This window comes from Porphyromonas somerae, assembly GCF_022845615.1.
GTDB lineage: Bacteria > Bacteroidota > Bacteroidia > Bacteroidales > Porphyromonadaceae > Porphyromonas_A > Porphyromonas_A somerae.
The window spans coordinates 2483681-2497650 of sequence record NZ_AP025559.1; the positions used below are offsets into that span (position 1 = coordinate 2483681).

Below are 13970 nucleotides of genomic sequence, written 5' to 3' on the forward strand. Positions count from 1 at the left end.
CTATCTGAGTGGCACCCTTGCGGGTGCTGATGGGGCACCACCTATTTGAGAAAAACCCCGAAGGGGTTTCATGGTGTATTAACCCAAGCTTCCCCCTGAAGGGGAGCGTAAGCGAGCCTGAAGGTGAAGCTTGGGAAGCAAAGTTACCAAAACCTCACTACCCCGAAGGGGTTGCATATACACGTTGGCGTGTGGATATCATAGTGAAAAGGGGGTAAAAGTTGAGTTGCAACTAAGCAATCGCCGAGATGCAACTAAGCAAATGGCGAGTTGCAACAAAGCAAATGCTTAGTTGCAACTAAACTTTTGGCGAGACCCAGTCGCCGTTTTTTTGGTAGGATCAATAGGCGGTGCCCATGAGCCATAACCTTTCCCGCCGGTCGTTCGGGGGCTTCTGCCCCCTCCGACATGGGGGCTATCTGAATGGCACCCTTGCGGGTGCTGATGGGGGATTGCTTTATCGGACGTGTCTGAGTGTCCTCTCCTGAAATAGTAGACACACAAACCATGCGAAAATATGGCAGAAAAGAATCGCAAGAGTAAAAAGAGAGAAGCATATGATGATGCTTTTAAGGTCAAGGTGATACGTGAATACCTAGACACAGGAGAGAACATTAGTAGCCTTGCTACAAGATTTAACATTTCAGTTTCGGCATTGTACTCTTGGTTGAGTAACTTTGGCATAGAAACATCACCAACTAATATTCTTAGTAGCATGAGTAAGAGTAATGTCGATTTAATCAAAGAGATCGCTGAACTGAAGCGAGCACTGGAAAAGTCGAAGCTAGAGACTTGGGAGGCGCAAGTGGATGCTTTAGCCCATAAGAAGCTGCTTGAGCACATGGAGAATAAGTACCAGATAAGCGTAAAAAAAAAGACAAATTCTCAGTGATTGCCGAGCTAAAAGACAAAACACTAGGGGAAAGGTGCATTGGTATTAGCCGACTTTGTGGCTTTTTTGGGGTAAGCAGAGGTGGCTTTTACAAGTATATTCCCTCTGAGATTGATCTTGGTCTCAAAGCCAGTGCAGTCCTGTACAGATGCCGTTATATTAGAGAGAGTTTACCTAAAGCTGGCACTGAAACTCTTCTGAGTCTCTGCAACGAATATTTCGCTGAAGAGTTCACGATAAGCAGAGACTGGCTTTATGATTTGCTTAGGGCGAATGATATGCTACTAACTAGGAAACGTCATATTCGACCACCACGTACCACGAATGGTATTGTTGATCACGAATTTGACGATCACCTTAATACTATTCCCAAATACATTCCGACTGACCACTGTAGACTAGCGGTCTCAGATATTACCTACATTAAATGCAAAGAGGGGTTTGTGTACCTTTCTCTCACGATGGACGGTTATAGTCGGATAATTACAGGATATAGTCTTCAGCAGACTTTATCACGAGAAGGACCACTTGATGCACTTACACAGAGTGTTGAGTTTTACAAGAAGTACAATTATGACGTTAATGGGCTCATCTTTCATAGCGATAGAGGGTGCCAGTACGTATCCAAAGAAATGACAAGCTACGAAGCAAAACTTGGAATGATAACGAGTGTCACACAAACAGGAGACCCCCTCCACAATGCTATGGCAGAGAGACTAAATGGAACCATTAAAAATGATTGGCTATACGACTATGAAGCTATGACTTTTGAAGAAACAAAAGAGGCGATAGATAAGGTGATCCAGCTCTACAATAATGTCCGTCCTCATCGCTCCTTAGGGATGAGAACGCCCATGCAGACGTTGGATCCTAGCCATCAGAATCCACTCGTCAAAAACGAGGGCTTTGCTTGATTATATGACGCACGAGCTGGCTGCCCCCTATGAAGGGGGGCGCCGCTCGTGTTTATCGCCCGTCATCTGTGCAATTATTTGTATATTTGTGTACACTTTCAGGAATAGAGGACACGAAGTGTGTACACTTTTAGGAATAACAAATAACCAGTGTATACAATAACAGGAATACTTAACCACGTGTATACTATTTTCAGGAATACCATAGAGTGTCCTTTCTTTTCTTGTAACAAGCTCATATTCCGTATGCGTGCGGAATGGATTCCGCAGGGCTACGGAATACGTTCCGCACGCATACGGAATATGGGGGCGATGTGGTGTGGTATTCCTGAAAGTGTACACACTCCGTGTCCTCTATTCCTGAAATAGTAGACAGTCCGTGCAACAGCCTCCTTCATGGAAAGACCTCCTCTAATGCGTAACCCCTGATATCCCACCGAATTAACATTCGGATCATAAAACTCTTCATTACCCTTTCTCCTTACATTTAATCAGTTTATAGTGCCAGTTTTCAATAACAACTATCCAATAATTAAATGTTAAGTAATACACGACTTTGTATTGTATATAAATTTATTGCTATCTTTGTGCACTGGCATGCAGTTTAATGTGCTATGAGTAACGAATTATTCGTTTAAAAGAGTTTGTATCGTACATTCTCAAGAGATATTATTATGAAGAGAAGTAAAGTTTTATTATTGCTTTTGTGTTTGGCTGGAGCCTTAGCGTTTAACCCCAAGGCTTACGGGCAGAAAGTGGCACTTAAGAGCAACCTTGCCCACTGGGCATTGATGGGCTCTCCTAATGCAGGAGTAGAATTTGCCTTGAGTCCTAAGTGGACACTAGATGTTGATGGCGGTCTCAATCTATGGAAGTTCAGCGAGCCGCGCGAATTTCGTCATTGGGTAGTTCAGCCCGAGCTCCGCTATTGGTTTTGTGAATCTTTCAATCAGACCTTCATTGGGCTTCACGGCCATGTAGGTCAGGCAAATGTTGGCGGGTGGAATATCCCCATTGGTCGCCTCGATAGGTTCAAAGACCACCGTTACGAAGGCACCTTCTATGGTGCGGGCATCAGCGTCGGCCATCAGTTTGTCCTCTCACCCCTGATGAATATTGAGCTTTCAGTAGGAGGAGGATGGGCACGCATCGACTACCGGAAGTTCGACTGCGCCACCTGTGGTCGACAGATATCTGACGGTAAGTACGATTACTTTGGCGTCACCCGTGCGACTCTTTCACTTCTATTCTTCCTTAAATAAAAGACTCTGATGATGAAAAATAACTTGAACATACGTCTCGGTTTTGCACTGGCACTACTCACCCTCGCTTGCACTGCAGCTGCCCAGGGCTTGAGTGGACAGATGACCCCCACCCACTCCCTCTATACACGTGAGGGCGACAAGGTGGCAATTGCTGTGGACTTTGATCTCGGTAAGAGCAAAGTCAGGGCCAACGACTTTTATCTCGTTACCCCACAGCTAGTAAGTAATGTTGATGCCAATAAGGTGTGCCAGCTCCCTCCATTTATGGTAGCCGGCAAAACCCGTGCAACCATTCTAGAGCGCAATGAGCGCTACGGCAACCAGCCCGATTATATGGAGGCCAACCCCCACATCGTGGTGCGCAATAACGGTCTCGCACAGATCTACAACTACTCAGCCCAGGTGCCTTTTGAGCCTTGGATGATGGATGCTCACCTCGAGCTCATCGAGTGGGCGAGTGGCTGTGCTGCTTGTGATAAAGGGATGACCACCACACAGTTGGCAGAGCGGATCCTACGCGAGCCCAAGTTCCAGTTGGCGTACGTCTCCCCAAAGGTTGAGGAGCTCAAGGTACGCTCCGATAAGTACACCGCTACCATTGGCTTCCCAGTCAATAGCGATGTGATCAAGGCTCCTTTCGGCAATAATAAAGAGGTCCTCAGCGAGGTGGATGCCAAGGTGGTAGAGATCCTCAATAATAAAGACCTCAATACCTCCAAGATCGAGATTGTCGGCTTCGCCTCTCCAGAGGCCTCTGCAGCCTACAATAAGCGACTCGCTGAGAAGCGTGCCGCTGCCTTTGCGGGTTATCTCTCCTCCCGCTATGCGGTCGATGCTCGCCACTTCACCTCTCAGGGCTATGGTGAGGATTGGAATAGAGCCGAGGAGCTAATCCGTGAGAATAGCATTGGTCTAGCCGATGCTACACGCCAGCAGGTGCTAGATATCATTCAGTCCACTCCCGATGTCGATGCCCGTGATGCCAAGATCAAGGCGATCGATGGTGGGGTCACCTACAAAAGACTCCTCACCGAGGTGTGGCCAAAGATCCGCCGTACCGAGTACACTATTAGCTACTCCGTACGCCCCTTCAACGTAGAGGAGGCAAAGCAACTGATCAAGACCAATCCAAAGCTACTCTCTCTCAACGAGATGTACCTCGTAGCCAAGAGCTACGACCCTAGCTCCGAGGAGTACAAGCAGGTCTTTGATATCGCTAGCCGTCTCTACCCCAATGAGCCTGAGGCACTGATCAATTCAGCGGCTGCAGAGCTAGAGGTAGGAAGCTACGCACGTGCCCTCAAGGTGCTCCCCTCTTTGGGTAACCGTCCTGAGGCACTCAACAACCTAGGTGTCGCCACTGCCCTCGCAGGCAATAGAGAGCAGGCACGCACCCTACTAGAGCAGGCGGCCTCTCTTGGCTCAGAAGAGGCTAAGCACAACCTCTCCGAACTGGGCTTTTAATAACGAATCATAATTCGAGAAATAATAAGTAATATATAATTGTTTAATCAACTAAGAAAAAGCATGAAAAAGATTTCAACACTTCTTCTTACAGGTGCTACCGTTTTCGGTCTAGCTGCTTGTAACAATGAAAAGGGATTTACCCCTGACGAGGGTACTGTTGCTGGTAATACCAGTGCTCGTGTATCTGTAAGCATCGCTACCCCATCTAGCCTTAAGGCACAGCCACAAACTGATGAGGTTGGTCGTGACGCTGAGAGCCAGATCAAAACGATGCACCTTGTAGGCTTCGCAACTAAGGACTGGAATCCATCAGCAGTTGATGGTGATGGTTTCTGGAAAGCTGCTAATGGCAATTATACCATCGCTCCATTTGAGGTGAAGGCTGGTACAGGTGACCTTGCTATGGCACTTAATAAGGGTGACCTCTCTATCGCTATCACTCCAGAGAACCCATTCGGTGCTCAGACTTCTGCTATTGAGGATATCGCAAAGCTTTCTACTGATGGTGAGTTTGTGATGACTTCAGCAGCTGCTAAGAAGACTGTAATCGCTGGTATTACTGAGCAACAGGCTAAGGATGGATCTGATGAGACTGCCAACGTATTCAAGTTTGACCTAGAGCGTGTAGTAGCTCAGGCTTTCGTATCTAAGAAGGCTGGTCTTAAGGGTGAGGCTACTGATGGTTCTGGTGAGGTACAGCTAACTGACATGACCTACTCAGTGATGAATGGTGCTGCTCGCACTTACGTACTTGCTAGCCACGCTGGTGATAGAACTATGCAAGATGCTGGTAATTACAAAAATTATGAGTCTGCTATCCACACCAAGACTATTGCTGAGGCTCAGGCTGAAGGCCAAGACTTCTTGATCCGTATCGGTGCTTTTGGTAAGCCTAATGACCAGCTCGGTGGTTACAAGGCTATCAAAGTTAGCGAGACTGCTTATGCTACTGGTGGTACTGAGACACAGCCCGGTATCTACTTCCTTGAGAACTCATGTAGCACAGACTTCACTAATGTAGCTGACCGTAAGGAGGGTTACAGCCGTGTAGCTACGTCTAAGGTGTATGCTACTTTCATTCCAAAGACTGTTTATGGTGTGAAGGCTGGTGCTAAGCAAACCTTTACCGAGGCTGCAGGTACCCATATCTGGTATAAGAAGACAACTAAAACAGAAACAGTGGATGGTGTTGAAAAGACGACTATCACCTATAGCGACCGTACCATCTCTGAAATTAAGCCTACTGCAGAAGGTGAGTGGGTTGAGGGCCGTGTAAGCTATGCTAAGGCAGATATCGTTAAGGTAGCTTACACTGCTGGTACTACTTTCTACATAGGTGCTACTGATAATACAGCTTACATTTCTATCGAGGCTGCTCTTTCTAATGGCAATACCATGGTTCATACTTACAAGGATGGACGTTGCGGTTACTATGGTCTATTGAACCGTACTGTAGAGAAGGGTATTAAGTATGCCGACACTCGTCGTAACAATATCTATGCTCTATCTATTGCTAGCTTCTCTAGCCGTGGATTTAACTATGATCCTAACGATCCTAACGATCCTAACCTTCCAAAGCCAGATCCAAAGGATCCAGACGAGGACCCAACTCCAGACCACCACGATAATGACCTCGAGCCAGAGAAGGGCTTTATGCGTGTAGAGGCTAAGGTACTTCCTTGGAACCTTGTAACTCGTGACGTTCACCTTTAATTAGGCATTCACAACTGCTCTAAACTGCCCTTAGGCAGTAGAGCAATCAGAAAATAGTGCGTTACGCACGAAGTTTTTCAAAACACAGTAGAATGGATGAGCTACAAGGGACCAAGGGCAAGGGTGCAGGGAGTGTACCTCCGTACATGACCCAACCCGCGACCCGCAGGTAACGCAGTAGTTCGATATTATACGAAGTTTTAGGGTAGGGTGGGCTTGACCGCCCCCCTATCCGCAATAAAAATGAGAGTGAAGAGCGTGGCGACGACGCCCGTACAGCAACACTCTTAGAAGGAGTAAACTAATTAAATTAGTGAGTAAGATGAAGCTTATATCAAAGATTGGACTTTCAGCTCTGCTACTTGTGGCACTGGCCAGTTGCCAGAAGGGCATTATGAGCGACCTCTCAGAGTGTCCTCAGTACACCATATTTACATTCGATGTGCGGACACCCGATGAGATCAGTTATCCAGATGGTAAGATCGACGACCTGAGGGTCTTCGCATTTGACGAAAACGACCAGTTGATCGGTGAGTGGAAGGAGTGTGGTTTCCTGAAAAAGGTTGACTCGGTTAATGTTACGTTGTTATTAATCCTGCTTTATGTTGACTTTCTAGCCTTTAGTCCTGTGAGGGGTTGACTGGAGGGCGTAGCCCGTAAGGAAACCCCTCACAGGACTAAAGGTACCAAAACTTGGGCACCTATCCTATTTTTTGATTTTCAAGGTACTCCTCTCTATAGCTTTTCCACCTCTTGGGGATTTTCCCTTTGCACTTTGAGGCTTCAACAGGTGTCATATAGTCGAGACTCATGTGAGGCCTTTTTGTGTTGTAAAACTCTATGACTGAGGTTAATTCAGCCTTTGCCTCTTTGATGGTTTTAAAACGTTTGCCTTTTAAGAGCTCATTCTTTATAGTGTTATTGATCCTCTCTGCTTGTGCATTATCTTTGGGATCTGGGGTTTCTGTCATACTTATATCTATGTCATTCTTTTTAAGAATATCCACATACTGGTGGCTGGCATACTGGCAGCCTCTGTCTGAGTGATGAATGAGCTTATCGTTAGCTTTACCATTCGATTTAAGTTTCTTAAGTGCCTGATTTAGAGCTTCAATAGGGTACTTAGTGTCTAGGCTATCGCCTAGGCTCCACCCGACAATTTCTTTTGAGTATGAGTCTAAGATCACGGATAGGTAGCTAAACTTATGATGTACTCCGTCATAATGGATGGGGATATACGTTATGTCGCTCACCCATACCTGATTAGCTCTTTCTGGTATCATATCTTTTACGAGGTTACCATAGAGCTTAAAACCGTGATTGGAGTTGGTGGTTCTCGGCTTTCTTTTACGTTGCCTTAGCTTCAAGCCGTGCTTGTCTAGAGTGTCAAGAAAACGGTCTCTCCCTAGTGGAGTCCCCTCCTTAAACTCTCGCTTATACATATGCCACAGCTTCTTACCGCCCATGCCAGGGGCTTTCTCTCGGGTCTCAAGAACGTACTCAACAGCCATCTCTTCAAGTGCCATATTGGCATGAAGTTTTGACTTTTTTCGCTTGTAATAGGCTTGCTTACTTACACCAAACAGGTCGCAAAGGAGCTGTATTGTATATTTCTTCAGATCCTGTGCGTGCAAGCGATCTACCGTTTGGTGCCAGCTTTTTTTCTTATTTGGATGCGGAAATTCTCTTCTGCCACATTGATTAATTCATTCAATGCATCTGTCAAAACAGTCTGCCTAAAAAGCTGTTTTTCAAGCTCTTGAACCCTTCTTTCTAAATCAACTGAGCTTTTCTCAGGCGCCCCGCCTGACGCCCCGCCTGACGCCACATCCGAATAATAATACCTGCGATATCCGCGGTGCTCTTCTTGTTTCTTCTTTTTCTTCGCCTTCATCTCTATAACTTCGTCTAACCCAGAATCTAGGTACCTATGAACCCACTCCAGGATCGTAGTCCTTCCAATAGGGACAAGGTGTGAAATCTGGGTATAACCTAAGTTTTCCTCAAAATAGAGGTGAATAACTCGGTCAAAATAAATCTTCTGGAGTTGACTCCTTTTTACAAACTTACTCATAAAAATCTATCTATGAGTCAACTTTTTCTAGGACAAGACAGAGGGCGGTGTAGCCTTCCTACCTGGTTATGAGATACAGACCAACCATTACCGCCCAGGCAAGACCACCACGTTTGTGGCGTGGGCGGCGAAGGATATGAGCCAGTACGACCTCTCCGCCTTTAAGGTGGGTGCCAAGAAGTCCGACCTCGTCCTGTTTATGGCTAAGCAGGCCGATAAGATCAAGGCAACTGCTGGTCCGCTCTACGTCGGAACCCCTAAGGAGGGCGCTCTCAAGCAGAGCGACCGCGATGGTAAAGGCACCGAGATCGACCGTGTGCACTTCCCACTCATTCAGATCACCAACCACTTCAATATCGAGATCCGAGGATTGGCACCAGGTCACCAATACACCATGACCTATACCGCCAAGAATAGCCGCTATGGCTACGATGGACAGCTACTCCCCGATACTCCATTCGAGTGGACTACCGATACATTTGTGCAGGAAGATAGCAATGGTGGCAAGAGCGTTACGGTTAGTGCTACTTACGATATCCTTCGTTTGGTGCCTGGCGAGCGAGGCGATTACCTCATCACCATCACCGATGAGCTAGGTAAAGTTGTTTATGAGTTTGACCCACTGCACGACTATATCCTCTACAGTGGTGTGGCGATGAGCAGTCCTAACCCATTCAAGGATCACCTCGACCTCAACCACGACTTTAATATCCGCATCCTCCTTCAGCAATCCAAGGAGACCTACATGGCGGTACAGGTAACCATCCAGAATTGGAACCTCGTCTTCCGCGACGCCCACCTATAATTATATAGCTAATTATATAGCGATCTAAGGAGATGAAAAGAAATCGAATATATCACCTCGTTGCCCTTCTGATAGGCACCCTCTTACTCGGAGCTTGCAGCCAGCAATCCCCTAGTGAGGAGGCTATCAATAAGGGGGACTCCCAGACCTCGATGCACTTTGCTGTGCGGGTAGCGATGGATCGCTCCCTGCGTGGGGTCAATCAAGAACAGAAAGATGAGTCTGGCACTAAGAGTGAGCAAGCCATAAAGCAGGGGTTGGTGCTCTTCAAGGACTACCCTAGCATGCAGGCAACGCTTAGCGAGGAGAGCGCAGGTACAGGGATATGGAAATCGGCCCCTATGGCATTGCAATCCGAGATGTCTACTCAGGTGTCGATGACGTTGCTCCTCAATAGCAATTCACTCGGTACACTCACTGGCACCGACTTCGCTAAGGATAGAGTAATAGAGCTGAAGGATCTTTTGGGCTTTGCTGGAACCACAGGAGAGGGGATGCTGATGACCGCTACTGTAAGTGACCCAGCACACAACACCGTGAGGATTGATAGCAAGGCAACTGAGCAAGAGGTATTGCAAGGGAGTAAAAACAACTTCCCTTTTGACGTGGAGCGTGTGGTGGCTAAGGTGCAAATTACCAAGTCGAGCAGTGTAACCGCTGAATTGAAGGATGTCGGTACATTAAAGCTTCCTCTTACCTACAGTATGGCTGGATCGGCGAAGAAGAGTTACCTATTCCGCGATAGGGCAGGTGCGAGGACTCTGACGGAGAGTAGTCCCAACGTCTATAAAGATTATGTATCACTGATTGATGACCAATCAGTGCCTACCGATTGGGATCCAAAGAAGGGGCACCCTTTCCTACAAAGAGTATCGGATAAGGAGGGGGAGGCATATATTCTCAACGGCTATTACCGGAACCCTAAGGAGGTGAAAGATGGCACTGCCGAAAGGACCTCCATCGATGGCGGCTTTTACTTCCTCGAAAACTCAATGTATGGCAATAATAGGGTGGCCTCTAAGAAGGGCGAGATTAAGTACAATCGCATCGCCTATGCAAAGGTCTACACCAAGCTAACCCCCAGCAACGCCTATACAACCAAGTATGTAAGTGGTAAATATGAAAGGGAGTTGGTTAAACCTGAGGAGTTTACCAAGGAGCATTCCTACATCATGGAGATTTCCGCTGAGGTATATGCCAAGATCTGGGATCTTCCGCAGTATAAAGGGAAGACCTTTGTTAGCAATTTCATTCAAGACGGAAAGAGGTTTACAGAGTATAATCTTAATGTGACAGAAAAGCCTGGTACCTTCTACGAGGGTGGGGATGATGGGCTACTTTACCTAAGGTTACGTGATGCAGTGTTGATGGGGAATGAATCTGTCCGTAAGTACGATGAGGGCCGAATGGTCTACCTCATTCCGCTCAATAGGCAGTTGGACGGTGCCAAGGGCTTTGTCAATTACTGCGATACACGGAGAAATAATATCTACGACCTCAACATCGCTAGTATCAGTGGCATCGGATTGAATCACGACCCTGTGGACCCCGACGACCCCAATATCCCTAAGCCAGAGGATAATCCTTTCGAGCCTCCTACGGACCCACAGATTCCAGTAGAGGAAAATGACTACCTCATGCGTATCACTGCCAAGATACTTAAGTGGAACTTGGTGGAGAAGCACTACGCTCTATGGAACTAATATGAAGTTAGCATGAAATGAGTTATGATGAATAATATGAAATATACCATCCGTATCCTTCTCTTGGGTCTACTGCTCTTTGGCCTGACTGGGTGCCACCAGCGTGTGTTCCCGACAGATGAGGAGCTGGGTGATGGCTGTGAGCAGATGGTTCGTATTACGGCAAAGATCCTCCCTAGTGATGCTCCTCTCCGTGCTATGGGTGATGTGCGGGATGATAGCGATGATGACCCAGACACCCCCTTTGACCCTGAGGTTGGAGTTCCAACACGTGATTTTGAAGAGGCTCGTGTTGATCACGTGATGCTCTATGTCTACGACAATGATAAGCTGATCCGAGCGATCTTCTACCACGCTCCAAAGATTACTGCAGGTATGCCAGTAGCTTTTAATGGGCTTGAGGTGAAACCTTTTGGTACAGAGGCGGACGGGATCTTTACTTTCGACCTGATGCTCTCCCCTGGGCGCTACCGCTTCGTCTTGCTCGTCAATGACCCGAAGTCCTACGAGGAGGCGAAGAACGGCAATATCCGAGATCCTCAGAAGATTTATCTCAGTCAGATGACCAAAGAGACGGGGATGCTCAATACTAAAATGTTGTATTTCAGAAACACTGGAAACTCAAATACCTTGTACAGGAGAGGTCTCCACCCTAGATTGATCCCGATGACTGGTCAGGCGATGCTTACCATCCCTAAGGGTAATGATGACGGCACGCCCAAAACCGTGACCCCATCCATCAACCTCGAGCGTGTCTTTGCGAGGGTAGAGTTAATCCTCACGACGGCGAATAAGGAGAAAACAGAGTATTTAAGCCCTGAGATCGCAAATTATAGAATAGATAATCGTGATTATGTCGATGGCACAACTTCCGGTAGGTTGACTAAGGGCAAATTCGTGGATCTTGTGGACACTGACTGGCGTGCTGGCACTCTGGAAATGCTTCCCACTCGTGGGGAATACACTGCCACTGGTAGGAATATGCCCGAGGATAGCCGACTCTACAGCGACCGTACCGCGACTGACTATCTGCAGTACTTCCGCGATGGTGCCACGTACAGGACTCAAGTCACTACTCCATATGCTGAAAATCTTGATAGTACGAATAAAATCCCTGATGGTTTTGGCTTTGGAAAGATGTATCATCAACGCTCCCAAACACGATGGTCTAAGTTCACTGTCAACTTGTATTACCTTTATATCCCGCCGATGTGCATCGACGGACTAAAGAAGGAGGATATGCCTTACATCCTGATTGGTATTAATACCACTGGCAAGGATATCCCAGAGGATGCTCCAGTAGCTGCCGAGCAGATGACCTACTTCCGCCTCCCCATCACCACGCTCGTCTCTGCAGCGGGGGGTGGTATAGAGGAGAAGTTTGAGATCCGTCGCAATACCACCTATAGCATCTACGCTGCCTTCCGTGGTGGTCGCCTCATCCTCAACGACGGCATCAAGGTGCTCCCTTGGAAGGTGGAAAACGAAACTATTGAGGTGGATATCGATGACGCAAAGACGCCTCCAGTACTTCCCATAGAAAAATAAGCATTATGAAGAATAGAATACTGACAGTAGCCACCATTATAGGGCTATCAATGATTTTTACTTCTTGCGAGAAAGGTGCCAATAGAGCAGAGGTGACCCCCGATGCTCCTGCTGTGGATCCATGGGAAGGGTATGAGAAGACGCCCGATGGTACTCGTATTATCCTACCAGAGCCTATCACGCTTGATATCTCTGTAGCCCCTACGCGTGTGGTCAATAATACACTGAGAGCAGCTATCGGTGACTTTGATGGCATCTATAGTGAAGATGAGCGGGCTCGAGCTACGGTGAATACCCCAGAGCCTGCAGATAAGCCAACGGCTCCTCGTAATCCTTATAGCTATGGCACTGCGGAGTTTTGGCAGTGGTACTATTCTGACGAGTATAGAGCTTATCAACGTGAGTTTGATCGCTGGCAAAGTTGGAATACCAATGGTGGTGAGGATTGGATCCGTGACCTCCATATACCTGAGCTTCGAGAGGGGGATTATAAGGTGGATGGCTTGGTTCCTTATAGTGATTTTGGTCGATTCTCTACAGGTGTGGATGTCACCCCATACTCTAAGGTAACCATCACTTTCTATAAACTCCCCACCTCAGGTGTCCTCTCTTTTATGGTGAATAGTATGGCGTACCATACCTACTACAATCGTGACGAAAATTTGGCTCCACTCACACTGGAAAACCCTTTCTTGATCAGCGAAAATCCAGACTTTAGCTATGAGCAGGACGTGGTATCAAAGCGTAAGTGGCTTGACTCGAAAAATATATTCCCAGGTAGTGACCTTGGTGGTAATAGTCAATTATTTGAGTCTTCTTATCTGCCAATGTTTAGTCGTCTAGTGGATGTGAAGCCCAATGATAAGCGGGGGATTGACGGTCGTGAGAGTGGCTCTACTGAACCAGTGCATGAGATCAGGAGCATCTACCTAGAGCGGGCTGTCGCTAAAGTGACTGTACGATGGGAGTATGAGTATTACCCAGCAGGAAGCACTAAAGAAGTAAACCCTGTCAAGGACCACTTCTTTGATGATATCTATCCTGGGCAGTATGCCAATATCACCAGTGTGGTTCCTAATAACTGGGCAGCACTCAAGAGTCATTATGAGAAAGTGGGTAAGCCTGCAGCGAATATGCCGTTCTATCGAAGCTACCCCAACATTGCGTACATTGATGATGAATCTGTAGGTACGGCATTGATGAGGGAGGGGACAGAGCACTTCTACATGCCAGAGAACTTCCCTACCAATGCATCAGAGCAGGCGACCATGCTGGTCTATATCACTAAGTTCGACCCTGTTACGAAGGCGATCGTTGGGAAGCGACGCTATAAGTACTATGAGATACCATTTGGGACCAAGCGTGCCGATGGCCTACGTGAGATCCGACGTAACCATAGTTACGAGATCCTCCTCCGCTTCACGTACCCAGGTAAAGGTGGTGGCTCTCTACCCGAAGGACCAGATCCAGTTGTAAATATCGCTTTGTGATCGCGGCTCCAGGCTCGCACATTTATGTACTCTCCCAAAGCGGCAATCCCGTTTTGGGAGAGTTACTTTTTAGGTACCTTTCTCGGACAAGTCGGACAG

Annotated in this window: 11 protein-coding genes and 1 pseudogene; 10 read left to right on the forward strand and 2 right to left on the reverse strand. The window is 47.2% G+C overall.

Annotated elements, in window-relative coordinates; genetic code table 11:
- The first annotated feature begins 517 nt into the window (after positions 1–517).
- From MWL85_RS10465 to MWL85_RS10490, 6 genes are all read left to right on the forward strand, one after another.
- Positions 518–892: a transposase gene (locus MWL85_RS10465; RefSeq protein ID WP_244400112.1), complete on the forward strand. Its 375-nt coding sequence runs from the start codon at positions 518–520 to the stop codon at positions 890–892.
- Positions 889–1806: an IS3 family transposase gene (locus MWL85_RS10470; protein WP_244400113.1), complete on the forward strand. Its 918-nt coding sequence runs from the start codon at positions 889–891 to the stop codon at positions 1804–1806. Before MWL85_RS10465 ends, MWL85_RS10470 begins: the two co-directional genes overlap by 4 nt.
- A 674-nt stretch (positions 1807–2480) precedes the next feature.
- The gene (locus MWL85_RS10475) at positions 2481–3068 is read left to right on the forward strand and encodes a DUF3575 domain-containing protein (protein WP_244400667.1); all 588 of its coding nucleotides are present in this window, start codon (positions 2481–2483) and stop codon (positions 3066–3068) included.
- Between the two features lie 9 nt (positions 3069–3077).
- Positions 3078–4535 (forward strand): OmpA family protein, encoded by a 1458-nt coding sequence (locus tag MWL85_RS10480; RefSeq protein WP_244400668.1) that lies wholly within the window; start codon positions 3078–3080, stop codon positions 4533–4535.
- Positions 4536–4598: 63 nt separating this feature from the next.
- A complete protein-coding gene (locus MWL85_RS10485) occupies positions 4599–6251 on the forward strand; it encodes a fimbria major subunit (RefSeq protein ID WP_244400669.1) in 1653 nt (550 codons plus the stop codon).
- Positions 6252–6573: 322 nt separating this feature from the next.
- Positions 6574–6891, forward strand: a complete 318-nt coding sequence (locus MWL85_RS10490) for a hypothetical protein (RefSeq protein WP_244400670.1) — start codon at positions 6574–6576, stop codon at positions 6889–6891.
- 61 nt (positions 6892–6952) lie between these two features.
- Here MWL85_RS10490 and MWL85_RS10495 read toward each other — a convergent pair whose 3' ends face one another.
- Together MWL85_RS10495 and MWL85_RS10500 are read right to left on the reverse strand one after the other, a co-directional pair.
- On the reverse strand, positions 6953–7885 hold the full coding sequence (locus MWL85_RS10495; RefSeq protein WP_244400171.1) for an IS3 family transposase: 933 nt from the start codon (positions 7883–7885) through the stop codon (positions 6953–6955).
- A 5-nt stretch (positions 7886–7890) separates the two neighbouring features.
- Complete coding sequence (locus MWL85_RS10500) at positions 7891–8325, reverse strand: hypothetical protein (RefSeq protein ID WP_244400172.1); 435 nt, start codon at positions 8323–8325, stop codon at positions 7891–7893.
- Between the two features lie 58 nt (positions 8326–8383).
- Between MWL85_RS10500 and MWL85_RS10505 the strand changes: the two are divergent.
- The 4 genes and pseudogenes from MWL85_RS10505 to MWL85_RS10520 all read left to right on the forward strand — a co-directional run.
- A pseudogene (locus tag MWL85_RS10505) lies at positions 8384–9130 on the forward strand (FimB/Mfa2 family fimbrial subunit); the annotation flags it as partial.
- Positions 9131–9162: 32 nt separating this feature from the next.
- A complete protein-coding gene (locus tag MWL85_RS10510) occupies positions 9163–10833 on the forward strand; it encodes an Mfa1 family fimbria major subunit (protein ID WP_244400672.1) in 1671 nt (556 codons plus the stop codon).
- 24 nt (positions 10834–10857) lie between these two features.
- Positions 10858–12381, forward strand: a complete 1524-nt coding sequence (locus MWL85_RS10515; protein ID WP_244400673.1) for a hypothetical protein — start codon at positions 10858–10860, stop codon at positions 12379–12381.
- A 5-nt stretch (positions 12382–12386) separates the two neighbouring features.
- On the forward strand, positions 12387–13871 hold the full coding sequence (locus MWL85_RS10520) for a hypothetical protein (protein WP_244400674.1): 1485 nt from the start codon (positions 12387–12389) through the stop codon (positions 13869–13871).
- Positions 13872–13970 lie beyond the last annotated feature (99 nt).

What these genes read in the sequence shown, in the direction of transcription:
- MWL85_RS10465 (WP_244400112.1), top strand. Translation starts at nt 518, where the DNA reads ATGGCAGAAAAGAATCGCAAGAGTAAAAAGAGAGAAGCATATGATGAT.
- MWL85_RS10475 (WP_244400667.1), top strand. Translation starts at nt 2,481, where the DNA reads ATGAAGAGAAGTAAAGTTTTATTATTGCTTTTGTGTTTGGCTGGAGCC.
- MWL85_RS10480 (WP_244400668.1), top strand. Translation starts at nt 3,078, where the DNA reads ATGATGAAAAATAACTTGAACATACGTCTCGGTTTTGCACTGGCACTA.
- MWL85_RS10485 (WP_244400669.1), top strand. Translation starts at nt 4,599, where the DNA reads ATGAAAAAGATTTCAACACTTCTTCTTACAGGTGCTACCGTTTTCGGT.
- MWL85_RS10490 (WP_244400670.1), top strand. Translation starts at nt 6,574, where the DNA reads ATGAAGCTTATATCAAAGATTGGACTTTCAGCTCTGCTACTTGTGGCA.
- MWL85_RS10500 (WP_244400172.1), bottom strand. Translation starts at nt 8,325, where the DNA reads ATGAGTAAGTTTGTAAAAAGGAGTCAACTCCAGAAGATTTATTTTGAC.
- MWL85_RS10510 (WP_244400672.1), top strand. Translation starts at nt 9,163, where the DNA reads ATGAAAAGAAATCGAATATATCACCTCGTTGCCCTTCTGATAGGCACC.
- MWL85_RS10515 (WP_244400673.1), top strand. Translation starts at nt 10,858, where the DNA reads ATGATGAATAATATGAAATATACCATCCGTATCCTTCTCTTGGGTCTA.
- MWL85_RS10520 (WP_244400674.1), top strand. Translation starts at nt 12,387, where the DNA reads ATGAAGAATAGAATACTGACAGTAGCCACCATTATAGGGCTATCAATG.